Annotated in this window: 19 protein-coding genes; 10 read left to right on the top strand and 9 right to left on the bottom strand. The window is 59.9% G+C overall.

Annotated elements, in window-relative coordinates; all coding sequences use genetic code 11:
* Window position 1 precedes the first annotated feature (1 nt).
* From fucK to fucP, 3 genes are all read right to left on the bottom strand, one after another.
* Window positions 2-1,420, bottom strand: coding sequence for an L-fuculokinase (gene fucK, locus ABLV52_RS20645; RefSeq protein WP_348890884.1), 1,419 nt, complete (start codon window positions 1,418-1,420; stop codon window positions 2-4).
* Between the two features lie 107 nt (window positions 1,421-1,527).
* Window positions 1,528-3,303: an L-fucose isomerase gene (gene fucI, locus ABLV52_RS20640; RefSeq protein ID WP_023290857.1), complete on the bottom strand. Its 1,776-nt coding sequence runs from the start codon at window positions 3,301-3,303 to the stop codon at window positions 1,528-1,530.
* A 32-nt stretch (window positions 3,304-3,335) separates the two neighbouring features.
* Entirely contained in the window at window positions 3,336-4,646 is a 1,311-nt protein-coding gene (fucP, locus tag ABLV52_RS20635; RefSeq protein ID WP_348890883.1) for an L-fucose:H+ symporter permease, read from the bottom strand.
* A gap of 566 nt (window positions 4,647-5,212) precedes the next feature.
* Between fucP and fucA the strand changes: the two genes are divergently transcribed.
* Together fucA and fucO are read left to right on the top strand one after the other, a co-directional pair.
* Entirely contained in the window at window positions 5,213-5,860 is a 648-nt protein-coding gene (gene fucA, locus ABLV52_RS20630) for an L-fuculose-phosphate aldolase (protein ID WP_023290855.1), read from the top strand.
* A gap of 27 nt (window positions 5,861-5,887) precedes the next feature.
* Entirely contained in the window at window positions 5,888-7,036 is a 1,149-nt protein-coding gene (fucO, locus tag ABLV52_RS20625; protein WP_348890882.1) for a lactaldehyde reductase, read from the top strand.
* Between the two features lie 58 nt (window positions 7,037-7,094).
* Here the strand turns inward: fucO and xni are convergent, their stop codons facing one another.
* From xni to queF, 5 genes are all read right to left on the bottom strand, one after another.
* Window positions 7,095-7,850, bottom strand: a complete 756-nt coding sequence (gene xni / locus ABLV52_RS20620) for a flap endonuclease Xni (RefSeq protein ID WP_023290853.1) — start codon at window positions 7,848-7,850, stop codon at window positions 7,095-7,097.
* A 150-nt stretch (window positions 7,851-8,000) separates the two neighbouring features.
* On the bottom strand, window positions 8,001-9,368 hold the full coding sequence (locus tag ABLV52_RS20615) for an L-serine ammonia-lyase (RefSeq protein WP_023290842.1): 1,368 nt from the start codon (window positions 9,366-9,368) through the stop codon (window positions 8,001-8,003).
* 65 nt (window positions 9,369-9,433) lie between these two features.
* Window positions 9,434-10,723, bottom strand: a complete 1,290-nt coding sequence (locus ABLV52_RS20610) for an HAAAP family serine/threonine permease (RefSeq protein ID WP_023290841.1) — start codon at window positions 10,721-10,723, stop codon at window positions 9,434-9,436.
* Window positions 10,724-11,223: 500 nt separating this feature from the next.
* Window positions 11,224-12,591, bottom strand: a complete 1,368-nt coding sequence (gene ppnN, locus ABLV52_RS20605; protein ID WP_023290840.1) for a nucleotide 5'-monophosphate nucleosidase PpnN — start codon at window positions 12,589-12,591, stop codon at window positions 11,224-11,226.
* A 111-nt stretch (window positions 12,592-12,702) separates the two neighbouring features.
* Window positions 12,703-13,548: an NADPH-dependent 7-cyano-7-deazaguanine reductase QueF gene (queF, locus tag ABLV52_RS20600; RefSeq protein ID WP_023290839.1), complete on the bottom strand. Its 846-nt coding sequence runs from the start codon at window positions 13,546-13,548 to the stop codon at window positions 12,703-12,705.
* Between the two features lie 68 nt (window positions 13,549-13,616).
* Here queF and syd point away from each other — a divergent pair, with 68 nt between their 5' ends.
* The 8 genes from syd to ABLV52_RS20560 all read left to right on the top strand — a co-directional run bounded on the left by syd (window position 13,617) and on the right by ABLV52_RS20560 (window position 22,103).
* Window positions 13,617-14,162, top strand: a complete 546-nt coding sequence (syd, locus tag ABLV52_RS20595; protein WP_023290838.1) for a SecY-interacting protein — start codon at window positions 13,617-13,619, stop codon at window positions 14,160-14,162.
* A 632-nt stretch (window positions 14,163-14,794) separates the two neighbouring features.
* A complete protein-coding gene (locus ABLV52_RS20590; RefSeq protein ID WP_023290837.1) occupies window positions 14,795-15,124 on the top strand; it encodes a YqcC family protein in 330 nt (109 codons plus the stop codon).
* On the top strand, window positions 15,124-15,918 hold the full coding sequence (truC, locus tag ABLV52_RS20585; protein WP_032453917.1) for a tRNA pseudouridine(65) synthase TruC: 795 nt from the start codon (window positions 15,124-15,126) through the stop codon (window positions 15,916-15,918). Before ABLV52_RS20590 ends, truC begins: the two co-directional genes overlap by 1 nt.
* 4 nt (window positions 15,919-15,922) lie before the next feature.
* Window positions 15,923-16,366: a flavodoxin gene (locus ABLV52_RS20580; protein WP_004205560.1), complete on the top strand. Its 444-nt coding sequence runs from the start codon at window positions 15,923-15,925 to the stop codon at window positions 16,364-16,366.
* A gap of 470 nt (window positions 16,367-16,836) precedes the next feature.
* On the top strand, window positions 16,837-18,189 hold the full coding sequence (locus tag ABLV52_RS20575) for an MFS transporter (protein WP_023290835.1): 1,353 nt from the start codon (window positions 16,837-16,839) through the stop codon (window positions 18,187-18,189).
* Between the two features lie 2 nt (window positions 18,190-18,191).
* Window positions 18,192-19,532, top strand: coding sequence for an enolase C-terminal domain-like protein (locus tag ABLV52_RS20570; protein WP_023290834.1), 1,341 nt, complete (start codon window positions 18,192-18,194; stop codon window positions 19,530-19,532).
* Between the two features lie 18 nt (window positions 19,533-19,550).
* Window positions 19,551-20,891 (top strand): glucarate dehydratase, encoded by a 1,341-nt coding sequence (gene gudD, locus ABLV52_RS20565; RefSeq protein WP_004205567.1) that lies wholly within the window; start codon window positions 19,551-19,553, stop codon window positions 20,889-20,891.
* A gap of 72 nt (window positions 20,892-20,963) precedes the next feature.
* Window positions 20,964-22,103 (top strand): glycerate kinase, encoded by a 1,140-nt coding sequence (locus tag ABLV52_RS20560; protein ID WP_023290832.1) that lies wholly within the window; start codon window positions 20,964-20,966, stop codon window positions 22,101-22,103.
* Between the two features lie 229 nt (window positions 22,104-22,332).
* Here ABLV52_RS20560 and barA read toward each other — a convergent pair whose 3' ends face one another.
* Window positions 22,333-25,083 (bottom strand): two-component sensor histidine kinase BarA, encoded by a 2,751-nt coding sequence (gene barA / locus ABLV52_RS20555; RefSeq protein ID WP_065882018.1) that lies wholly within the window; start codon window positions 25,081-25,083, stop codon window positions 22,333-22,335.
* Window positions 25,084-25,169: the final 86 nt, after the last annotated feature.

Genomic DNA, 25,169 nt, shown 5'->3' with positions numbered 1-25,169 from the left:
CTCAGGCTTCCTCTGTGAATTCAGGTTCAGTTTGCGGCCAAAAATAGCGGTAGCGATACACGACCTGCGCCCTGGCCTGCTCCGGCGAAGAGAACTCGCCCACGCCATACCAGCCAAACATCGCCGCGCCGGCCACCGTGGTTTCGGCATCGTCGAGCACTTTGATCGGTATTCCCAGCCGGTCGGCCTTGATCTGGTTCCACAGCGCGTTGCGGCTGCCGCCGCCGACCAGCAGCAGCTCTTTCGCCCGGAAGCGGCCGATGTTTTCCAGGGTTTGCAGATGCTGCGCCAGCTGGTCGCTTAACCCCTCCAGCGCGGCACGGTAAAAATGGCCGCGGGTGGTGTTGAGCGTGACGCCCTGCCAGCCGGCGTGCTGGCTGGCGAGCAGGTCGCACTGCATCCTGACGCCCTCGGCGCCGGGCGGGATCGCCTGGGCTTCGTCAATCAGAGTTTGCCACGGCGTGTCGGCGCTCCACAGCAGCTTACGCACCCATTCGAGCACGCCGGAGGCCAGCCACTGCATCCCCGGGTTATAGCGCCCCGGCTGGCTGTCCAGTTCGCAGGTGGAGCCGCTGTAGTCGCCGAGCAGCGAGGTGTCGACCTGCGCGCTGCGCACCATCAGGATCTCCCAGGTCCCGGAGGAGAGCACCGGCTCATCCTGCCCGGCGCCGGCGCCAAACAGGGCGAACTGGGTGTCGTGCCCGGCCGAGATAACCGGGATCCCGACGGGAAGGCCCAACAGCGCAGCGGCCTCCGGCAGCAGGGCGCCGATCGGCTGGCCCGCTTCAACCAGCCGTGGGAACAGGCGGCGCGGCAGGCCGGTCGCCTGCAGGATCGGCGCGCTGAAATCGCGCTGCCGGAGATCGAGCATCTGGCTGGTGCCCGCCATGGTGAGGTCGGTGGTGAACTCCCCGGTCAGCCGATGGTTGATCAGCGACGAAATGAACAGCCAGGCATGGGCCTGCGCCAGCAGCTGCGGGTGGTTCTCTTTCAGCCAGATCAGCTTATACAGGGTGTTGAACGCAAAGGCGCCGACGCCGGCGATTTGCTGCAGCTGGCGCGCGGGCATATACCGGCTGATGGTGTCCATCACCGCCGCGGTGCGCGGGCATTTCCAGCTGATGATCGGATACAGCAGCGCACCCTGCTCATCCACCAGCGCGCCATCGACGCCAAAGGTCGTGACGGCGATGCCGCGCACCGTGCAGGAGGCCAGCGGGTCGTGGATCTGCCGACAGCAATCGGCAAAGCGCTGCATAATGGCCTCCAGCGACCACTGGTGCCAGTCGCTGCGCTCGGCGGCGATGTCGCTGGCGTTTGCCGTGGCGGCGCGGGCGACAATGTTCCCCTGTCGGTCAACGGCCATCGCCCGCACGTTCGTGGCGCCGCAGTCGAGGACCAGGATAACGTCTTGCTTCATAGTGACTCCCGAAACAACATTGCCGAATGGCGCGGCGCTTATCCGGCCTACAAACAGCGCGCGTCTGTAGGCCCGGTAAGCCTGCGCCACCGGGCTAAACCCACCTGTTAACGCTTATACAGCGGCCCGTAGTTCTGGCAGGCGCGATAGTCCTGGCCTTCGATGTCCATGCCGTGCGCGGCCCAGGCGGAGGGGCGGTAGATTTTCGCCGCTTCCACGTTGTGCATGCAGACCGGAATGCGCAGCATGGCGGCGAGGGTAATGAAATCCGCGCCGACATGGCCGATGGTCAGCACGCCGTGGTTGGCGCCCCAGTTGGCCATGACCGAGTACACATCGCTGAACGGGCCCTTGCCGGTGAGGCGCGGGGCAAACCAGGTGGTGGGCCAGGTGGAGTTGGTGCGGGCGTCGAGCTGGTCGTGCATCGCTTTGGGCAGCGCCACGCTCCAGCCTTCGGCAATTTGCAGCACCGGTCCCAGACCTTTGATGATGTTCACCCGGGTCATGGTGAACGGCACGCCGCCTTCGGTCAGGAAGCGGGAAGAGAAGCCGCCGCCGCGGAAGTATTCATGGATCGCCGGGCACCATTCGGTGGCCGCGAGGCAGGCATCCGCCTCGTTCTGTTCAATCTCCCAGTGAGGTTTCATCGTCGGGTTGCCCTGCGCGTCGCGCTGCTGGCAGGAGCCGTCCAGCGCCGCGGAGCCGGAGTTAATCAGGTGAATAATGCCGTGCTCCGCCCGGCCGGTGAGCGGCTGCCCGGTGACGCGCTCAACGGCGTCCGGCGACCAGTAGGTGCGCACGTCGGCAAACACCTGGGCGGTGCCGGTGAGCTGGTGGCCCATCAGCATGGCCACGCCGTTGAGGCTGTCGTTTTCGGTGGCGACGACGAACGGCTCGCGCACGCCGTTCCAGTCAAAAGAGCTGTTGAGCAGCGCTTCGGCGGTATCGCCATTGGGGTATTGATCGGTCCAGTGGCGCTGGCCCTGGAAACCGGCGGCGATGGCGTTGTAGCCCAGCGACTCCTCCACCAGCCCTTTTTCCGCGAGCTTCGCGTTGCCCTGCATCATATCGCGGATGCACATCGCCATCAGCAGGCTCTCTTTTAGCACCGCGCGGCTCTGCGTTTCATTGCGCTTATACTGCTCGGCGTTCTGATCTTCGCCGTAGCGGAAATGTTTATCCGCCCACGCCAGCGCCATCTCCAGCTCGGTTTCATCATAGATTTTCTGATCGATTCGCCGGCGCAGCTCCGTCATGTCGACTGCCTGAACCTTCATCCCGAGCCAGGATTCAAAGAAGTTGTGGTCGACGATGGAGCCGGCGATACCCATTGAGACGCCGCCCAGCGACAGATAGCTTTTCCCCTTCATACTGGCGACGGCCAGGCCGGCGCGAGCGAAGCGCAACAGTTTTTCTTCGACGTCCGCCGGGATGGAGGTGTCATCGGCATCCTGCACGTCATGCCCGTAGATGGAGAACGCCGGGATCCCTTTCTGGCTGTGGGCCGCCAGCGCGGCGGCCAGATAGACCGCCCCCGGACGTTCGGTGCCGTTAAAGCCCCAGATGGCCTTCGGGCGCAGCGGATCCATGTCGATGGTTTCACTGCCGTAGCACCAGCAGGGGGTGACGGTGATGGTGACGCCAACGTTCTGGCTGCTGAATTTCTCTTCACAGGCGGCCGACTCGGCCATGCCGGCGATGCAGGTATCGGCGATCACGCACTCCACCCGGGCGCCGCAGGCATGGCGCAGCTTCTCGCTGATAAGCGCGGCGGTGGCTTTCGCCATGTTCATGGTTTGCGCTTCCAGCGATTCGCGGACCCCCATGCGACGACCATCGATTACCGGGCGGATACCGATCTTCGGTAAGCTGATTTTTTTCATTACAGATCCCTCAGGTTATGCGGATAACAGGTTTAGTTCGTCGCCGCTTGCGAGCGGAAACGGGCAAAAATAAAGATGATGGCGAAGCACAGCGCCGGGACCAGCTCAGCGGTCGGGATATTGCCGGCGGCATCGCTGACAAAGCCCATCACCGGGGTGACGATCCCGCCGCCGATGATGGTCATGACGATAAAGGACGAGCCATATTTGGTGTCCTGACCCAGCTGCTTAATCCCCAACGAGAAGATGGTCGGGTACTGAATGGACATAAAGGCGCTGCACAGGGTCAGGGCCAGCAGGCCGACGTGGCCGCCGCTGAAGGCGGAGAGCAAACAGAGCAGCATGGCGATAAGCGCATAGACAGCCAGTACGTTATGCGGCGCGAAGCGGCGGATAAGCCAGGTGCCGGTGAAACGGCCAATGAAGAAACAGACCATGGTGCCGGTGAGGTAGTTGGCGGCGAAACCGGCCGTCATGCCCGGGATCTCTTCGACAGCGTAGCGAATCAGATAGCTCCAGCAGGCGGTCTGCGCGCCGACATAGCAGAACTGGGCCAGAACCGCCCAGCGCCAGTGGCGGATGCGCATCAGGCGCGACAGCGAGGCGAGAAAAGTGCTCTGCGCGCTGTCGCCGTGGTCATCGCTTTGCAGCGACGGGAAGCGGGTGCAGACGATCAGCAGGGCGACCAGCAGCACGATGGCCACGATAATCATATAGGGGGTTTGTACCGACAGAACCAGGCTGTGCTTCCAGGCGCCGAGCTGTTCTGGGGTCAAGCTATCCAGCACCTCCTGCGGCTGATGCGGGACGTTGGACAAAATAAGGCTCTGGCCAAATACCACGGCGATAATGGCGCCAAATGAGTTAAAAGTCTGGGCCAGATTAAGACGGAAGTGACCGCCGCTTTCCGGACCGAGAACGGTGACAAACGGGTTGGCCGCGGTTTCCAGACAGCCAAGCCCGGCGGCGATAATAAATAATCCAATCAGAAATAGGGTGTAATTCATCACTTCCGCGGCAGGCCAGAACAGCGCGGCGCCGCAGGCATATAAAAACAGGCCAGTAAGAATGCCTGCTTTATAGCTGAATTTTTTCATCAGCATCCCGGCGGGGATGGGAATAACAAAATAGCCAAAATAAAAAGCTGACTGGATTAATCCGGCCTGAAAGTTAGTCAGCGTAAAGGCCTGTTGAAATTGCGGTAATAAAATATCATTAAGATTATTGGCCACGGCCCACAGAAAAAAGAGGGAGCATAGCAGAGCAAAAGGAATAATATAGCTCTTACTCTGCCCGCTCTCCATGGCGCGGTAACTTTGCGTTGGTATCGTTGTGTTTCCCATAGCGTCCTCATCATTTCAGAAGCAGTTACAACAGCATTCAGGGCGCAGTCTGGTGCTGCAGCAGACCGCAAAATTAAGTGAGCTCAGGTGACGCGCCGGTGAGTGAAATGAAAGTCACGGCGGAACTCATGGCTTCATTTTCAAATAAAAACCGCCTGTTAATATGATGAGGGTCACACTTAACGCTCTGCGGACCATTTTATGTGATAATTGTCACTTTAATTTTTCAAAATCGCTGACCGTTTGAGAAAATAAATTCACAAAACCACAACGCCAATGACCGATTGAATATATATCGTGGAAAACGGGCAAATGTTACAGGAAAATAAAATGCCCGCTTGATGGAATATTTTTAAGAACGGGCATTTTAAATGGTCGATTAACCAGTCTGATCTCTTTTTTTAGAGCGGAATAATTGACGTGGTTCACAAAATATGGCGATGAAAATTCCCCTGTGATTATTCAGGCTGAAGATGGAGATCATTATTCAACCTATCCCACGGTAGCCGACAATAATTGCGTTGCCCTGCCGTTGACGGATGATGAGTCGCCAAAAGAGGAAAGCAATGGAAAGAAACAGACTGGCCCGGCAGATTATCGATACCTGCCTGGAAATGACCCGCCTGGGGTTAAATCAGGGGACCGCCGGCAATGTCAGCGTGCGCTATCAGGGGGGGATGCTGATCACGCCCACCGGCATCCCGTATGAAAAACTGACGGAAGAGAAGATCGTCTTTATTGATGCCGACGGCCAGCATGAGCAGGGAAAACTTCCCTCCAGCGAATGGCGTTTCCATCAGGCGGCCTACCAGACGCGGCCCGATGCCCAGGCGGTGGTCCACAATCACGCTGTGCATTGTACGGCGGTGTCGATCCTCAACCGGCCCATTCCGGCCATCCACTATATGATCGCCGCGGCGGGCGGGAATTCGATCCCCTGCGCGCCCTATGCCACTTTCGGCACCCGCGAACTGTCTGAGCATGTCGCGGTGGCGCTGAAGCACCGCAAAGCCACGCTGCTGCAGCATCATGGCCTGATCGCCTGCGAGGCCAGCCTGGAGAAAGCGCTCTGGCTGGCGCATGAAGTGGAAGTCCTGGCCCAGCTCTATCTCAGCACGCTGGCGATTACCGACCCGGTACCGGTGCTGGATGACGAGGCGATCGCCATCGTGCTGGAGAAGTTCAAAACCTACGGATTACGCATTGAAGAGTGATGCCGCAACGCTAACAGGAGAGACGCGATGGCAAACCGAATGATCCTCAACGAAACGGCGTGGTTTGGCCGGGGGGCGATAAACGCATTAACCGATGAAGTGCTGCGGCGCGGTTATCGCAAGGCATTGATCGTGACCGACAGCACCCTCGCGCAGTGCGGCGTAGCGGCAAAAGTCACTGACAAACTGGACGCCGCCGGGCTGGCATGGGACATGTTCAGCGACGTGATCCCCAATCCCACCATCGCCGTGGTCCAGCAGGGGCTGCAGGCCTTTCAGCGCAGCGGGGCGGATTACCTGATCGCCATCGGCGGCGGTTCGCCGCAGGATACCTGTAAGGCGATCGGTATTATTCAGCGTAACCCGGCGTTCGCCGATGTCCGCAGCCTGGAGGGGCTGTCGCCCACCCGTCAGCCCAGCTTGCCGATCTTCGCGGTGCCGACCACCGCGGGTACCGCGGCGGAGGTGACGATTAACTATGTCATCACCGATGAAGAACAGCGGCGTAAGTTTGTCTGCGTCGACCCGCACGATATTCCGCAGGTGGCCTTTATCGATGCCGATATGATGGACGCCATGCCGCCGGCGCTGAAGGCGGCGACCGGCGTCGACGCCCTGACGCACGCTATCGAAGGGTACCTCACCCGCGGCGCCTGGGCTTTGACCGATGCGCTGCACCTCAAAGCCATCGAGATCATCGCCAGCGCGCTGCGCGGCTCGGTTGCCGGAGACGCCGGAGCGGGGGAAGCCATGGCGCTCGGCCAGTATGTGGCGGGGATGGGATTTTCCAACGTCGGGCTTGGCCTGGTGCACGGCATGGCGCATCCGCTCGGCGCTTTTTACAACACGCCGCACGGTGTGGCGAATGCCATCCTGCTGCCGCACGTGATGCGCTTTAATGCTGAGGCGACCGGGGAAAAATATCGCGATATCGCCAGGGCGATGGGCGTCAGGGTGGAAGCGTTAAGCCTGACCGCCGCGCGCCTGGCGGCGGTGGAGGCGGTCTGCCAGCTCAACCGTGATGTCGGTATTCCCGGCCATCTGCGCGAGGTGGGCGTCAGGAAAGAGGATATTCCGGCGCTGGCCCAGGCGGCGCTGGCGGATGTGTGTACCGGCGGCAACCCGCGCGAGGCGAGCCTGGCCGATATCGTCGGGTTATATCAGGCGGCCTGGTGAGGGGCCGCCCCGGCCGAAGCAGGCAGTGCCGCTGCGCCGGCGCCGCGCTCGGGTAGGGTCAGCGCGTCAGCCGCAGCTGCTGCAGATTGCCGTCCAGCTGTAGGTCGGTCTGCAGGCGGGCGACTTCCCGGCAGGTGAAGGCCATTTCCTGATGCGTTGCCAGCTTTTTGCGCCACTTTTCCGGGACCTCGGCCAGGCGGGCATACAGCCCCTCCAGGTCCTGGAACTCGTTCAGCAGCTGGGCGGCGCTTTTGGGGCCAATGCCCGCTACGCCCGGCACCTTCGAGCTGCTGATCCCCGCCAGCCCCCAGTAATCCGCCAGCTGCTCCGGGGTGACGCCGAACTCGCTGGCGATGAAGGGGGCGTCCAGCCAGCGCTTCTGAAAGTAGTCGCGGATGCGGATGGTGGGCGACAGCAGCTGGCAGTAGCCTTTGTCAGTGGAGACAATGGTGGCCTGATGGCCCGCCTGGGCCACCTTCACCGCCAGGGTGGCGGCGAGGTCATCCGCTTCGCTGCCCGGCGAGGCCCAGCAGCGGATCCCCCGCTGCTCGAAGGCGGCCCGCAGCGCCGGCATCTCGGCGACCAGGGTCTCCGGCATCGGCGCGCGGCCGGCTTTGTACTCCGGCAGGCGCTGGTGGCGCCAGCCGTGGGCGCGATCCTCATCATCAAACACCGCCACCGCGTGGGTGGGCTGACTATGGACGATCAGCTGCTCCAGCGCATGCAGGCAGGTATCGACGCAGGGCGAGCCCTGTACCGCGTGGATGCGGCGGATCAGATTTAACGCGTCGACGATTAACAGATGAACAGCCACGGATACCCCCTTATTCTCAGCGCCTTTAGGGTAACATCGGTGGTGATTCGAGGCCATTGGTAGAGCGAGGATCGGGAATCACACTCGCAAATCAGGCAGGATTCCGGTCAAAAGCAGGCCCGCCGCGGCGACGCGCGGCGGGCCTGCAGGTTAATCGCAGGCGACAATTTTCATCGCCAGCCCCCCGCGAGAGGTTTCCCGGTACTTGGCGTTCATGTCTTTGCCGGTTTCGTACATGGTCTCAATGACTTTATCGAGGCAGACGCGCGGCTCGCTGGTCCGGCGCAGCGCCATTCGTGCGGCGTTGACCGCTTTCACAGCGGCGATAGCGTTGCGTTCGATGCACGGCACCTGCACCTGGCCGGCGACAGGGTCGCAGGTCAGACCGAGGTTATGCTCCATGGCGATCTCTGCCGCGATGCACACCTGGCCCGGGCTGCCGCCCAGCAGTTCAGCCAGACCGGCCGCCGCCATCGAGCAGGCGACGCCCACTTCACCCTGGCAGCCCACTTCGGCGCCGGAGATCGAGGCGTTCATCTTATAGAGCGAACCAATCGCGCTGGCCACCAGCATATAGCGCGCCAGGGAGTTGCTGTTCACCTTGCGGATAAACTTGTCGTAATAGGCCAGCACTGCCGGCACGATACCGCAGGCGCCGTTGGTCGGCGCCGTCACCACCCGGCCGCCGGCGGCGTTCTCTTCGTTCACCGCGAGGGCGAACATATTGATCCAGTCGACCACCGCCATCGGGTCGCTGTTGGTGGTGTCCTGGCTCACCAGCATGCGGCGCAGCGCGGCAGCCCGGCGCGGAACGCGCAGTTTGCCCGGCAGGACGCCTTCGGTGGTGATGCCGCGCTCAATACCGGCGCTCATCACTTCCCACACCGCGGCGAAGTGTTGCTCCAGCGCCTCTTTACTGTGCAGCGCCAGTTCGTTCTGCATCATCAGGCCGGAGAGCGACAGCCCGGTTTCGCGGCAGTGACGCTGCAGGTCGGCGGCGTTTTTATAAGGATAAGGGACGGCCACCGGCGCGTCGGTAGTCTGGCCGAAGTGCGCTTCATCGACGATAAAGCCGCCGCCGATGGAGTAGTACGTCTGGCTGTAGAGCGCCTGGTCGCCGGCCAGGGCGGTGATGCGCATGCCGTTCTCATGCAGCGACAGGTTGTCGGCATGGAAATTCATGCACTGATCGACCGGGAAGTCCACTTCGTGCTGGCCGTTGGCCAGCATCAGGCGACCATGGGTGTTAACGTCCTGAATAAAGCCAGGGATAGCGTCGATGTCGACGGTGTCCGGCAGGTTGCCGGCAAGCCCCATGATAATCGCGATATCGGTATGGTGGCCTTTACCGGTCAGGGAGAGGGAGCCGTAGACGTCGACGACCACTTTGCTCACCTCGGCCAGCAGGCCGCGCGCGATCAGGTCGTCAGTGAATTGTTTGCCCGCTTTCATCGGTCCAACGGTATGGGAGCTGGAAGGGCCAATGCCGATTTTAAAGATATCGAATACGCTGATCATATGTATTCCCGTGCTGTCGGAAAGCGCGCCGCCGTTCAGCGGCGCGGGGGGAGGTGTTGACTGAATTAGCTGAACAGCGAGTAGAAGATCGCGGAGATGGCAATCAGACCCATAATCACCACGAAGACGTTGCTGACGTGGCCGCTGTATTTACGCATCGCCGGCACTTTCTGAATCGCGTACATCGGCATCAGGAACAGGATCATCGCGATAATCGGGCCGCCAAGGGTCTCGATCATGCCGAGGATGCTCGGGTTCAGCGTCGCGACAATCCAGGTGGTCACCAGCATGAACAGCGCGGTCAGCTTGTTCAGTTTGTTGATTTCGATAGATTTGCCTTTACCGCGCAGGGACTTAATCACCATGCCGTTAAAGCCTTCGCGGGCGCCCAGGTAGTGGCCGAGGAAGGATTTGGTGATGGCGATCATCGCGATGATCGGCGCCATCCAGGCAATGATTGGCGCGTTAAAGTGGTTCGCCAGGTAAGACAGAATCGAGATGTTCTGCTCTTTCGCCGCCGCCAGGTCTGCCGGAGAGAGGCTCAGGACGCAGCTGAAGACGAAGAACATCACGGTCAGCACCATCATGATATGAGCGCGAGCCAGGATGCTGGAGCATTTTTTCTCGGCGCCTTCGCCGTACTCTTCACGCTTGGCAACCGCGAAGGAGGAGATGATCGGCGAGTGGTTGAAAGAGAAGACCATGACCGGGATCGCCAGCCACAGGGTCATCAGCAGGCCGTTGCCGGTGACGGAGGCGCCGCTCAGGGAGAGAGTCTCCAGCGCCGCGCCGTTCCACTGCGGGATCAGGTACAGCGCCAGAATCATCAGGGCGATAACGAACGGAAACACCAGAATGCTCATCGCTTTCACGATCATCTGCTCGCCGAAACGCACGATGGTCATCATGCCGACGATCAGGATCAGCGACAGAATCGCGCGCGGCGGCGGCGTCATGTGCAGCTGGTGCGCCATGAAGCTTTCGACGGTATTGGTGATCGCCACGCTGTAGACCAACAGGATTGGGTAGATAGCGAAGAAGTAGAGCAGGGTAATCAGCTTACCTGCGCCTACGCCGAAGTGTTCTTCAACCACTTCAGTGATGTCTTCGCCCGGGTTTTTGCCGGAGAGCACGAAGCGGGTCATACCGCGGTGGGCGAAGAAGGTCATCGGGAAGGCCAGAATCGCCATGATAATCAGGGGGATCATGCCGCCGACGCCGGCGTTGATCGGCAGGAACAAGACGCCCGCGCCGATCGCTGTACCGTACAGGCCCAGCATCCACATGGTGTCGGTTTTACGCCATCCGCTGCGGGTTTCGCCCGAAACGATGGTGCTGGTTTGAGTGGTTTCCATCTGTATCTCCTGGAGGAATCAACAAAATCTAATGAACAAATACAATTGCGTAACACGAAATTCGTTTAATTACGGTTTTTTTAGAAATTTTCTCCGTAATAATTGGGCCGGAAAGATACATTTATATGGTTTATGCATCAGTGATCGCGATCTCAAATGCAATAATCCACTTTCAATGTGCGTATTTTTAGTCCAACAGCCTGTTTCTGGTGATCAGCCAGCGATTTGTGGCGCGCAGGCTACCATTTGCAGCATATGAGATAAAAGCTGGGCGGCGTAATAACGAGGGATTTACTGTAAAAAAGAGAAGTGGTCGACGTTTTTGCGCTTAAAACCATTTTTTGCAGTGATAATTGTCGCAGTTTTTACCAACGCAAACGATTGGCTATGTAAAAATAATTCAGCTGTTTGATGAGTAACAGAAAGTTTTTTAGCGCGTTTTGGAAGTCAGAGAAAGCGTGCCCGCCGGGGCAACAGGCTCTGCCCCGGCGGGACGGAAATCAGGCGATGATTTCGTAGCAGGGAATATAGGCGGTGCCGCCCGGGAGCTTCATGCGGTGCTGGGCGACGAAGCCCTGTAGCAGATCGTCCATGCGGCGCATCATCTCCGGGTCGCCGTGCAGCTTATAAGGACCGTACTGCTCGATGGCCTGGATGCCCACCTCTTTGACGTTACCCGCGACAATGCCGGAGAAGGCGCGGCGCAGGTCGGCGGCCAGCACTTCCACCGGCTGGTCCGGGGAGAGTTTGAGGTTGGCCATGTTTTCATGGGTCGGATCAAACGGCATCTGCAGGTCCGGCGAGATACGAATCGACCAGTTGAAGCTGTAGGCGTCGTCGGTCTCGCGACGGCTCTCTTTCACCAGCGGCATCGCTTTTTTCATCTGCCGCGCCACTTCCGCCGGGTCGTCGATGATGATCCGGTAGTGGCGACGGGCGGATTCGCCCAGAGTATGGGTGATAAATTCATCCAGCACGCGGAAGTAGTCAGCGCTCTCTTTCGGTCCGGTGAGGATCAGCGGCAGCACCTGCGCTTTGTTATCCGGATGCATCAGAATACCCAGCAGGTAAAGCAGCTCTTCGGCGGTGCCGACGCCGCCCGGGAAGATGATGATCCCGTGGGCGATGCGCACGAAGGCCTCCAGACGCTTTTCGATGTCCGGCATGATGATCAGTTCATTGACCAGCGGGTTTGGCGGTTCCGCAGCGATAATGGATGGTTCGGTCATGCCGATAAAGCGGCTGTCTTTGTAGCGCTGCTGCGCGTGGCCGACGGCGGCGCCTTTCATCGGCGCTTCCATTGCGCCAGGCCCGCAGCCGGTGCAGATGTTGAGTTCCCGCAGTCCCAGCTGCGTACCGACGCGGCGGGCGTAGAGGTATTCGTTTTCGTTGATCGAGTGGCCGCCCCAACAGACGATCATGTTCGGCGCTTCGCCGACGTGCAGCGCGCGGGCGTTGCGCAGGATCGAGAACACCAGGTTGGTGATATGGACCGAACTTTCGAGATCGAGGTTCGGGAAGCGAACGGTATTGTGGATCTGGCCGTACACGAACAGGATATCGCGCAGCACGGCAAACAGGTTGGCCTGCAGGGAACGAATAATGCGCCCGTCAACGAAGGCCTCTTCCGGCGGGTTGATCAGTTCCAGCTTCACGCCGCGTTCGCGACGCAGCACGTTAATATCGAAATTTTCAAAACGGGACAGGAGCTCCTTGCTGTTATCGGTCAGGCTCCCCGAGTTGAGCACAGCAAGCGAGCAGTTGCGAAAGAGTTGATACAGATCGCTGCTGGCGGTGCGCTTAAGCATATCCACTTCCAGCTGCGACAGCATATCCATTGAACCAAGCGGGCTAACATGTGTAATCAAGTGAACTCCTTACAGGACGCTTATGGTCTTCCTGTGATTACAATAGCCCTGCGAGCGGCGTTTCCACAACCTTGCGCGCGTCTAAACGCACGCAAATTGTGAAAATGTTTATTATTGTCGGGCGAGGCGGCCGGTGGCAGGGGAAAAGTCGCCGTTGCTGCGCCAGGGGTTGATATCCAGACCGCCGCGTCGCGTATAGCGGGCGTAAACGGAAAGCGATTCCGGCTGGCAGAAACGGAGAATATCGTTAAAGATGCGCTCGACGCACTGCTCATGGAATTCGTTATGGTGGCGGAACGAGACCAGATAGCGCAGGAGCTGCTCGCGGTCGATTTTCGCCCCACGATACTGGATCTGCACCGAGCCCCAGTCCGGCTGGTGGGTGATCAGGCAGTTGGACTTCAGCAGATGGCTGACCAGCGTCTCTTCCACGATTTTGCCGCTGGCGGCGCCCTGCAGGTAGTCGGCGCTGAACTGATAGTTATCGATCTCGATATCCTGATCGTCGATGCAGGCACCGTGGAGGTGAGCAATCGGCTGGCCTTCCAGTTCATCCAGCCGATACAGCGAGACCTTGACCTCGCCCTGGGCGCAGGCGCTCAGATCGCGGGTCAGCGTCTCTTCAACCTCCTGCCAGCTGGCGAAACGCGTCTGGTTAAAGCTGTTGAGATAAAGCTTAAAGCTTTTTGACTCCACCAGATTGACGCTGGTGTCGGGCAGTTCGACGTGGCCGACGGCCACCTGCGGCAGGCCTTTGCCGTTCAGCCAGGAGAGTTCGTAAAGCGTCCAGATATCGGCGCCGTGAAACGGCAGGTTGTCGGCATGCAGGCCAAGCGGGTCGCGGTTAAGGCTGCGCGGAACGCCCTGCAGCAGCGAGGCGTCATAGGTATCGCGGTAATCGGTTGATTTACCGAGCGTCAGGCCGGCCAGCGCCTGATGATTATCGTAAGAAGACATGTTTCACCATAGTAAAGCGGGTACACTATGACCCCAGTGTATCCTGTCTAACGTGAAGAGAGAAACCGGTGGACCATCAGACCGCAGAAGCGCTGCATGCTTTTACCCAACGTTATTGCGCCGCCTGGCAGCAGCAGCGCCACAGCCTGCCGCGCAGTGAAGAGCTTTATGGCGTCCCGTCGCCTTGCGTCGTCGACACCCAGGGCGAGGCCGTGTTCTGGCAGCCGCAGCCGTTTTCGCTGGCGCAAAATATCAGCGCGGTTGAACGCGCCCTGGATATTGTGGTACAACAGCCGCTTCATTCTTATTATACCACTCAGTTTGCCGGCGATATGACCGGCCGGTTTGCCGGCGAAACGCTAACGCTGCTGCAGACCTGGAGTGAAGAGGATTTCCAGCGGGTGCAGGAAAACCTCATCGGGCATCTGGTGGTGCAGAAGCGGCTGAAGCTGGCGCCGACGCTGTTTATCGCCACCCTCGAGAGTGAACTGGATGTCATTTCCGTCTGTAATCTCAGCGGTGAAGTCGTCAAAGAGACCCTCGGCACCGCCAAACGCATCACCCTTTCCCCCTCGCTTGCGGGTTTCCTCAACCAGCTTGAGCCGGTTCTGTAATCCAGTCTGCCTGGTCATTTGTGAGAGATCTCTTACAAAACCTGTAAGAGATCATCATCATTTAAGGCAAATTTAATCCAATCTTTTTTTGTTAACTTATTGGTATTAAATTGGATTTTTATTTTTTCGTCCTTTTGAGTGGGGACTAATCTTAAGAGATTGTCTCAAGAAGGGTTGTAAGAAGAGGCAGAATCAGTGATCCTATGTCTGTCGACAGGAAGTCGCGAAATGAAGCGAACATCAGGATGATGGCGCTTCTGTAGGACCCGCCAGGATGGCGTTGCAAGGACAGGCTTCAGGATGAAGCAAGGATAACGCAGGATCGCGTAATGGACACCTCCAGGATGGAGAATGAGAGCCGCTCAGGATGAACGGTGGATCTGGAAGATCGGGACAAACTTAAGGATAAGTCATTTCGCATCGGGGTGGTGTGAAAGCAGGATGCACGAGTTTATGGATGAACATGGTCAGGAGACCTCAGGAAAAGTTTTCAAGGACGAGCAGGGAGCACCAATGTAGCGGGAATGCTGCAAAACGAACCGGGAGCACTGTTTATACAGTGCTCCCTTTTTTTATTTCTCCTGCGGATTTGCTATCCTGCGCCCGGTTTTTAACTCATCGAGGTTTCCCCCATGACTCTTGACGATAGCGTGCGCGATCGCCTGCGCGCCATTGAAGCCCTGCTGCGCGAAACAGAGCACTGGCAGGAGACGGCGCCGGACAGCAGCGCCTTCGCCAGCGATAAGCCGTTTTGCCTGGATACCCTGGAGCCGCTGGAGTGGCTGCAGTGGGTCCTGATCCCGCGTATGCATCAGCTGCTGGAGAGCGGCCAGCCGCTGCCGCAAAATTTCGCCGTTACGCCGTATTACGAAATGGCGCTGGATCAAGCCCACCCGGTTCGCGAATCCATGCTGGCGGAGCTGCTGCTGCTGGACGCGCTGTTTGCCGGTGAGCAGGCCTGATGCTGGAGATAATCTACCAGGACGACTGGCTGGTGGCGGTCAACAAACCGTCGGGTTGGCTGGTGCATCGCAGCTGGCTCGATCGCGATGAGAAAGTGGTGGTGATGCAGACCGTGCGCGACCAGATCGGCCAGCACGTTTTTACCGCCCATCGCCTCGACCGGCCCACCTCCGGCGTCCTGCTCATGGGGCTGTCAAGCGAGGCGGGTCGCCTGCTGGCGCAGCAGTTCGAGCAGCATCAGATCCAGAAGCGCTACCATGCGATCGTCCGCGGCTGGCTGATGGAAGAGGCGCTGCTCGATTATCCGCTGGTGGAAGAGCTGGATAAAATCGCCGATAAGTTCGCCCGCGAAGACAAAGGGCCGCAGCCGGCGGTGACCCATTACCGTGGTCTGGCGACGGTGGAGATGCCGGTGGCGACCGGGCGTTATCCCACCACCCGCTACGGGCTGGTGGAACTGGAGCCGAAAACCGGCCGCAAGCACCAGCTGCGCCGCCATCTGGCCCACCTGCGTCATCCGATCCTCGGCGACAGCAAGCACGGCGATCTGCGGCAAAACCGCAGCGCCGCGGAGCATTTCGGCTGTCACCGCCTGATGCTGCACGCCAGCGAACTGTCGTTAACCCATCCCTTTACCGGTGAGCCGCTGACCCTGCGCGCCGGTTTTGACGACGTCTGGATGCGTGCGCTGTCGCAGTTTGGCTGGCGCGGGCTTCTCCCGCTAAATGAAAGGGTTGAGTTTGCCGACGACTGCGGTCAGGATGAAGAGAATAAGGTCAATCCAGGGAGATAATAGCATGGCGGAAGTCGGAATTTTTGTCGGCACCATGTACGGCAACTCGCTGCTGGTCGCGGAAGAAGCGGAAGCGATCCTCAGCGGACTGGGACACAAGGCTACCGTGTATGAGGATCCGCAGGTCAACGACTGGGAGTCCTACACGGGTAAGTATGTGCTGGTGGTCACCTCCACCACCGGGCAGGGCGATCTGCCGGACAGCATCGTCCCGCTGTATGAGGGCATTAAAGATATGTATCAGCCTCACCTGCGCTACGGCATTATCGCGCTGGGCGACAGCACCTACGCCAACTTTTGCGGCGGAGGCCTGAAGTTCGATCAACTGCTGCAGGAGCAGGGCGCGAAGCGCATCGGCGAGATGCTGAAGATTGACGCCAGCGAAGATCCGGAGCCGGAGAGCGTCTCTAATCCATGGGTTGAGCAGTGGGCTACCCTGCTGGAATAAAAGCGCTGCCCTCTCCCTACGCAGAGGGCGCCCTTTCAAGATGTCGCGGCCAGATACGCGGACAGCAAAAGTGTATCCCTTTCCGGGCGGCACGCCTTCAGGCAAATGCACAATATCCTTAGCAATATCATGGGTTAAGCCAGCCGGTTTCACCGGGTCAAGAGAGGTATTTCACACTCCGGCTCTTATTGCTGCGCTTTTGACCACCCGCGGCGCTGGTTTTTCATTTCCGTGAACTTCCCCCCATTCTTTCAGGCATACGCCATAAACCACCTGCAATAGCGGCGTAAAAGCTGTGTAGATGCACGGTGAGCCGCGGTGTGCCTCTTCATATACTGCTCCAGCCAGTGATAAATGCAGTGCCAGATATAACGACAACTATCAAAACACGACCACGTCATTCTGATTACCCTACAGGTTGTGCTGTTCAGAATGAACGTAGCTAAACGCTATGATTCAGGAGTACAACAATGAGTTCATTAAGTCAGGCGGCGACGGCGGCTGAAAAGCGCACCAACGCCCGCTACTGGATAGTGGTGATGCTGTTTATCGTCACCTCTTTTAACTATGGCGACCGGGCGACGCTGTCGATCGCCGGTTCGGAAATGGCCAAAGATATCGGCCTGGATCCGGTGGGAATGGGGTATGTCTTCTCCGCGTTCTCATGGGCTTATGTCATCGGCCAGATCCCGGGCGGCTGGCTGCTCGACCGCTTCGGTTCGAAGCGCGTCTATTTCTGGTCGATTTTCATCTGGTCGATGTTTACCCTGCTGCAGGGCTTCGTCGACATCTTCAGCGGCTTTGGCATTATCGTCGCGCTGTTTACCCTGCGCTTCCTCGTTGGCCTGGCCGAATCGCCGTCATTCCCGGGTAACAGCCGTATCGTGGCCGCCTGGTTCCCGGCGCAGGAGCGCGGCACGGCGGTGGCGATCTTTAACTCCGCCCAGTACTTTGCCACCGTTATCTTCGCGCCGATCATGGGCTGGCTGACGCATGAGGTGGGCTGGTCGCACGTCTTCTTCTTTATGGGCGGCCTGGGGATTGTGATTAGCTTTGTCTGGCTGAAAGTGATCCACGATCCGAACAACCATCCGGGGGTAAACAAGAAGGAACTGGAATATATCGCCGAAGGCGGCGCCCTGATCAACATGGATCAAAAGAGCAGCGCGCAGAAGGTGCCGTTCAGCGTCAAAATGGGCCAGATCAAGCAGCTGATCGGATCGCGGATGATGATCGGCATCTATATCGGTCAGTACTGCATTAACGCCCTGACCTACTTCTTTATCACCTGGTTCCCGGTTTACCTGGTGCAGGCGCGCGGCATGTCGATCCTTAAAGCGGGGTTTGTCGCCTCCATTCCGGCGGTGTGCGGCTTCGTCGGCGGGGTGCTGGGTGGGGTGATCTCTGACTGGTTAATGCGCCGCACCGGCTCGCTGAACATTGCCCGCAAAACGCCGATTGTGCTGGGGATGCTGCTCTCCATGACCATGCTGATGTGTAACTATGTCAACGTGGAGTGGATGGTGATTGGCTTTATGGCGATGGCCTTCTTCGGCAAAGGGATTGGCGCGCTTGGCTGGGCGGTGATGGCGGATACCGCGCCGAAAGAGATTAGCGGTCTTTCCGGCGGTCTGTTCAACATGTTTGGCAATATCTCCGGTATCGTCACCCCGATCGCTATCGGCTATATCGTCGGCACCACCGGCTCGTTCAACGGGGCGCTGGTTTACGTCGGCATTCATGCCCTGGTGGCGGTGCTGAGCTACCTGGTGCTGGTGGGCGACATCAAACGTATTGAACTGAAACCTGTCGCGGGGCGTTAATCATGACTACCCAATCCAGCCCGATTATTACAGAGATGAAGGTCATTCCGGTGGCCGGGCACGACAGCATGCTGCTGAACATCGGCGGGGCGCACAACGCCTGGTTTACCCGCAATATCGTGGTATTGACCGATAACGCCGGCAACACCGGCGTGGGAGAAGCCCCTGGCGGAGAGGTCATCTACCAGACGCTGCTGGCGGCGATCCCGCAGGTGGTAGGTCAGGAGGTCGCCCGTCTCAATCGCGTGGTGCAGCAGGTGCACAAAGGCAATCAGGCGGCGGATTTCGACACCTTTGGCAAAGGGGCATGGACCTTCGAACTGAAAGTCAACGCGGTAGCGGCGCTGGAGGCCGCGCTGCTCGACCTGCTCGGCAAGGTGCTCAATGTGCCGGTCTGCGAGCTGCTGGGCCCGGGTAAGCAGCGTGATGCCGTCACCGTGCTGGGCTACCTGTTCTATATCGGCGATCGGCAGAAAACCGACCTGGGTTATCTGGACCATACGCCGGGCGATCACGAATGGTATCGCCTGCGCCACCAGCAGGCGCTGAGCAGCGAAGCGGTGGTGCGCCTGGCGGAAGCCGCTCAGGATCGCTACGGTTTCAAAGACTTTAAGCTGAAGGGCGGCGTGCTGCCCGGCGAGCAGGAAATTGACACCGCCCGGGCGCTGAAAAAGCGCTTTCCGGACGCGCGCATCACCGTCGATCCTAACGGCGCCTGGCTGCTGGATGAGGCGATCGCCCTGTGCAAAGGGCTGCAGGATGTTCTGACCTACGCCGAAGATCCGTGCGGCGCCGAGCAGGGCTTCTCCGGCCGGGAGGTGATGGCCGAGTTCCGCCGCGCCACCGGGCTGCCGGTCGCCACCAATATGATCGCCACCAACTGGCGCGAGATGGGTCATGCGGTGATGCTCAACGCCGTCGATATTCCGCTGGCGGACCCGCACTTCTGGACGCTCTCCGGCGCGGTACGAGTGGCGCAGCTGTGCGACGACTGGGGGCTTACCTGGGGCTGCCATTCCAACAACCATTTTGATATTTCCCTGGCGATGTTTACCCACGTCGGCGCCGCCGCGCCGGGTCATCCCACCGCCATCGACACCCACTGGATCTGGCAGGAAGGCGACGCGCGCCTGACCAAAAATCCGCTGCAGATTATTAACGGCAAGATTGCCGTGCCAGACGCGCCGGGACTCGGCGTGGAACTTGACTGGGAGCAGGTGCGCAGAGCCCATGAGGCCTATAAAGCGCTGCCGGGCGGCGCGCGCAACGACGCGGGCCCGATGCAGTACCTGATCCCCGGCTGGACATTCGACCGCAAACGTCCTGTTTTCGGCCGCCACTAATTACAAAAGGATGATGCTATGACGACTTTCTCTTCCACGCCCGTTGTCACCACCATGCAGGTGATCCCGGTTGCCGGCCATGACAGTATGCTGATGAATCTGAGCGGGGCCCACGCCCCGTACTTCACCCGCAATATCGTGATTATTAAAGATAACGCCGGCCATACCGGCGTCGGTGAAATTCCGGGGGGCGAAAAAATTCGCCAGACTCTGGAGGATGCCATTCCGCTGGTGGTGGGCAAAACGCTGGGCGAGTATAAAAACGTGCTCGGCGCGGTGCGCAATCAGTTCGCCGACCGTGACGCCGGCGGCCGCGGCCTGCAGACCTTTGACCTGCGCACCACCATCCACGTGGTGACCGGGATCGAAGCGGCGCTGCTGGACCTGCTGGGCCAGCACCTTGGGGTCAACGTCGCCTCGCTGCTCGGCGATGGGCAACAGCGCAGCGAAGTTGAAATGCTGGGCTACCTGTTCTTTATCGGTAACCGCCACGCCACGCCGCTGGCCTATCAGAGCCAGCCGGATGAACAGTGCGAGTGGTATCGCCTGCGCCATGAAGAGGCAATGACGCCGGATGCGGTGGTCCGCCTCGCGGAAGCGGCCTATGAAAAATATGGTTTCAACGACTTTAAGCTGAAGGGCGGCGTACTGGCCGGTTTTGAAGAAGCCGAAGCGATCAGTGCCCTGGCGAAGCGCTTCCCGAATGCCCGCGTGACCCTCGATCCGAACGGCGCCTGGCTGCTTGAAGAAGCCATTCAGATTGGCAAGCAGCTGAAGGGAGTGCTGGCCTATGCTGAGGATCCGTGCGGCGCTGAGCAGGGCTTCTCCGGCCGCGAAGTGATGGCGGAGTTCCGTCGCGCGACGGGCCTGCCGACCGCCACCAATATGATCGCCACCGACTGGCGGCAGATGGGCCATACGCTCTCCCTGCAGTCGGTGGATATCCCGCTGGCGGACCCGCACTTCTGGACCATGCAGGGGTCGGTTCGCGTGGCGCAGATGTGTCATGAGTTCGGCCTGACCTGGGGTTCGCACTCCAATAACCACTTCGACGTGTCGCTGGCGATGTTCACTCACGTCGCGGCTGCGGCGCCGGGCAAGATCACCGCTATCGATACCCACTGGATCTGGCAGGAGGGCAACCAGCGTCTGACCAAACAACCGTTTGAAATTAAAGGCGGAATGGTGCAGGTGCCGAGCACGCCGGGTCTGGGGGTTGAGCTGGATATGGACCGCGTAATGCAGGCAAATGAGCTATATAAGAAACATGGCCTTGGCGCCCGCGACGATGCGATGGCGATGCAGTACCTGATCCCGGGCTGGACCTTTGACAACAAGCGTCCATGCATGGTGCGCTAAAAGGCCGCTGGCCTCTGCGGGGGCCGGCATTGCGCGATAGCGACAGGGGTTAGCTCAAAGTAAGGACTGCAGATGAAAATAGTGATCGCACCGGATTCCTGGAAGGAGAGCCTGACCGCGCTGGAAGTAGCCAGTGCGATAGAGCAAGGCTTTCGCGAGATTTATCCTGACGCGGAATATGTCAGGCTGCCGGTTGCCGACGGTGGGGAAGGGACGGTGGAAGCCATGGTGGCGGCGACCGGCGGGCATCAGGTGCCGCTGACGGTGACCGGGCCGCTGGGGGAGCCGGTAGAGGCATTTTATGGGCTGTCCGGCGATCGCCAGTGCGCCTTTATCGAAATGGCGGCGGCCAGCGGGCTGGAAAGCGTTCCCCCGGCGCAGCGTAACCCGCTGCTGACCACCTCCTGGGGCACCGGGGAGCTGATTCGCCATGCGCTGGACGCTGGCGTGCGGCAGATCATTATTGGCATTGGCGGCAGCGCGACCAATGACGGCGGCGCCGGCATGGCGCAGGCGCTGGGGGCGAAATTGCTGACCGCCGACGGTCAGCAAATCGCGCCAGGGGGCGGTGCGCTGGAGACGCTGGCGCGCATCGATCTTGGCGAGCTTGATCCACGGCTGGCAGATTGTCGGATTGACGTGGCCTGCGATGTCACCAACCCGTTGACCGGCCCGCAGGGCGCCAGCGCGGTATTCGGCCCGCAAAAAGGGGCGACGGCGCAGATGATCGACCGGCTTGACAGCGGCCTGCGGCACTATGCCCGGATCATCGCCCGTGATTTAGATTGCGACGTGCTGAGCCTGGAAGGCGGCGGCGCGGCGGGCGGGATGGGCGCGGCGCTGTATGCGTTTTGTGGCGCTCAACTGCGCCCGGGCATTGAGATTGTCACCGATGCGCTGCAGCTGGCGGAGCGGGTGGCGGATGCTGATTTAGTGATCACCGGCGAAGGACGTATCGACAGTCAGACTATCCACGGCAAGGTGCCGGTGGGAGTGGCCCGGGTGGCGAAGCGATTTAACGTACCGGTGATCGGGATTGCCGGCAGCCTTACCGCCGATGTCGGCGTCGTGCATCAGCACGGGCTGGATGCGGTATTCAGCGTGTTGTACACCATCTGCACGCTGGATGAAGCGCTGGCCAATGCCGCCGCCAACCTGCGGATGACGGCGCGAAACGTCGCCGCGGTTTTGCAGATGGGCGGTAAGCTGTAATCGAGGTATCCCGGCTGGCGCGGTCTTCCGGGAATGTCTAAGCGATGTTGAGGTCGCCAGCACCGGCAGTTTCCGCAGCGCAAGCGGGTAAATTAACGGCAGGCTGCACGGACCGTAGGCCGGGCAAGGCGTCGCCGCCGCCCGGCACAAAAGCGGTTCCGTGTCCGCTCTTCTTGCCCGGCGGCGCGATGCCTGGCGAGCCGGGTGCAGGCCGGGAAGCCCTGTGGTTTTAGCCCCCCATCCGGCAGGCTTCGCGCGCCACGTTATCCATCTCATCCAACAGCTCAAGCAGCTCCGGCTCCAGATCCTCGGCGGCGGTGCCTGCGCGCAGCTGGCTCTCCAGAGTGTGGCAGAGCTTTTTCAGCCGCGGCACGCCGCTGTAGCTGCAGCTGCCGTGCAGTTTGTGGATCAGATCCACCAGCCCTTCCGGCTGCTCGCCGACCAGTTGCTCTTCCACTTTGTTACGCACCTCCGGCATAAAAGCGATCAGCATCTGCAGCATCTCCCTCGCCAGGTCCGGCTTCATCGCCGCCTGACGCAGCGCCAGCTGCCAGTCGAGCGTCTGGTTATGGTCGATGACCGGCTCTGCGGGCGGTATCGCCGCCGGGGCGATGCTGTGTACTCCAGGCTGATAGCGCAGCAGCAGGGCGTGCAGTTTCTCTTCTTCGATCGGCTTCGCCAGATAGTCGTTCATGCCGGCGCTCAGTAGCTTCTCGCGCTGGCCCTCCAGGGCGTGCGCGGTGACGGCGATAACCGGCGTTTGCTGGTGATGCGGCAAATGATGGATAAGCTCACAGGCGCGGATGCCGTCCATATCCGGCATCTGAATATCCATCAGGATCAGATCCATCTGCAGTTGCTTGGCCTTGTCCACCGCCTGCTGGCCGCTGTCGCAGAGGATCACCTGCTGCACAAGGTCATCCAGCAGGGCGCCAATGAGTTTCAGGTTTGCCGGGTTGTCGTCGACGGCCATCACGGTCATCGGCAGCTTATGGCTGTCGGCCTGGGTCAACGGCGCGGAGGCCGTCGCATGATGGGTGGCCACTAGCGCCGGCAGCAGACGGGTGGTGGTGAGCGGTTTCAACAGGCAGGCGGCGATGCCATCGCGCTTCAGGGCTTCGGCGCTGACCTGGGCATGACATGGCAGAGCCAGCAGTACGTTGTCTGACATCGCGCAGGCTTTGGCTAATTTTTCCCGGTGCGGCGACAAATCGCGCATTGAGACCGGAATACCGACCAGCAGAATGTCGTACTGGGCTTCCGCCAGCGAAGAGAAGGTGGGGCTGTAAATCACCTCCAGCGGCGTGGCGGCCAGCATCTCCAGCGTGCACTGCGCCGCCGTCGCGTTGGCTTCCACATAGGCCAGACGCTTGCCCGCCAGCCCGTCGGTATTCAGCGTATCCGGGATGGCGTTCGGGTTGAGATCGAGGCTGATATGGAACCAGAAGGTGGAGCCGCGGTTTGGCTGACTGTGGAACGAGATATCGCCGCCCATCTCCTTAACCAGACGCTGGGTGATCACCAGCCCGAGCCCGGTGCCGCCGTGGCGGCGTGAAATACTGGCATCGGCCTGACGGAAGGCCTGGAACAGCCGGGACTGGTCGCGCTCGGGGATGCCGATGCCGGTATCGTGGATCTGAATTTCGATCTGCACCCGCGAATTACTGATGGCCCGCTGCTCCACCAGCACATCGATATTACCGTGCTCGGTAAATTTGATGGCGTTGCCTACGAGGTTGGTCACAATCTGCTGCAGACGCAGCGGGTCGCCGATGACGTTATCCGGCACGTTGTTCTTAATGTTCAGCGTCAGCTCCAGCCCTTTATCGTGCGCGGAATGCGCCAGCAGGGTGACCACCTCATCAAGCGAGGTGCGCAGCAGGAACGGAATGCTCTCCAGGATCAGCTTCCCGGCTTCCAGCTTGGAAAAGTCGAGCACGTCGTTGATGATCGCCAACAGATTATTGGCCGAGCGTTCGATGGTGGTCAGGTGGTCGCGCTGCGTGGCGTTGAGATCGGTTTTCAACGTCAGACGGGTAAAGCCGATCACCCCATTGAGCGGGGTGCGCAGTTCGTGGGACATATTGGCCAGGAATTCAGACTTAATGCGCGCCGCCTCCTGGGCGCGCTTTTTCGCCAGGTCCAGCTCGACGTTCTGAATCTCCATCTGCTCAAGGGTTTCCCGCAGATCGGAGGTCGCCTGGTCGACGTTGTGCTGCATCTCCTCATGGTACGCCGCCAGCGACATGGCCATCGAGTTGATGCCGTTTTTCAGCATATCCAGTTCGCCTAGCATAAAGCCCTCGACGCGGCTGTCCAGCTGTCCGCGGCGGATGCGGTCGACGGTGTTGACCATATTGCGGATAGGGCCGGTGACGTCGCGCATCAGGCGCCAGCCGAAGATCAGCGCGATACCGATGCAGAACAGCATCATCACGCTGGAGATAAAAATCTCTTTGTACTGCTGGAGGCGCACCGATTTCAGGTCCAGCTCCAGCGCGACGTAGCCCAGCATATTGCCCGGCATTTTGGCATCGGATTCAGGGGATTCATCCGGCGAATAACTTTCCGAGACGATCGGCGTGCGCAGGATCATCATGTCGCCGTCGCGGATGACGCTGAGACGACGGGGAAACGCTTCGCCTTTCGGGATCTGCAGGTCGCTGGGGTTGAGCTGGTAATTGGAGGTGACAAACAAGCGGTTATGCGAATCGTACACCGAGATGGCCCGCACGATCTCCGAGTGGCGACGATGCAGAACGCTGATCAACTGGCCGATAGATTCGCGGTTTTGCAGATTCATGCCATATTCGCTGGAGACCGCCAGCGGCTCAATAATGCTGGTGCCGGCGTCCTCCAGCTGACGTTGCAGGTCGTTATAACGGTGAGCGACAAAGAAAACACTGAGCAACAGCCCTATCAGGACGGTTGGCGCCAGAATCAGAATCATCATGCGAGCACGCAGGCTGTAGTTGGTCATGCGGTTCCATTATGGGAGAATATAGACATCATCGTTCGGTGCGCGTCGGTGCGCCTCGCGGCGCTGCCGCTCTGAACGAGCTCGTT

Origin of the sequence: Klebsiella sp. GB_Kp056 (assembly GCF_040064755.1) — a bacterium.
GTDB lineage: Bacteria > Pseudomonadota > Gammaproteobacteria > Enterobacterales > Enterobacteriaceae > Klebsiella > Klebsiella quasipneumoniae.
This window is presented reverse-complemented; position numbering and strand designations above follow the sequence as displayed.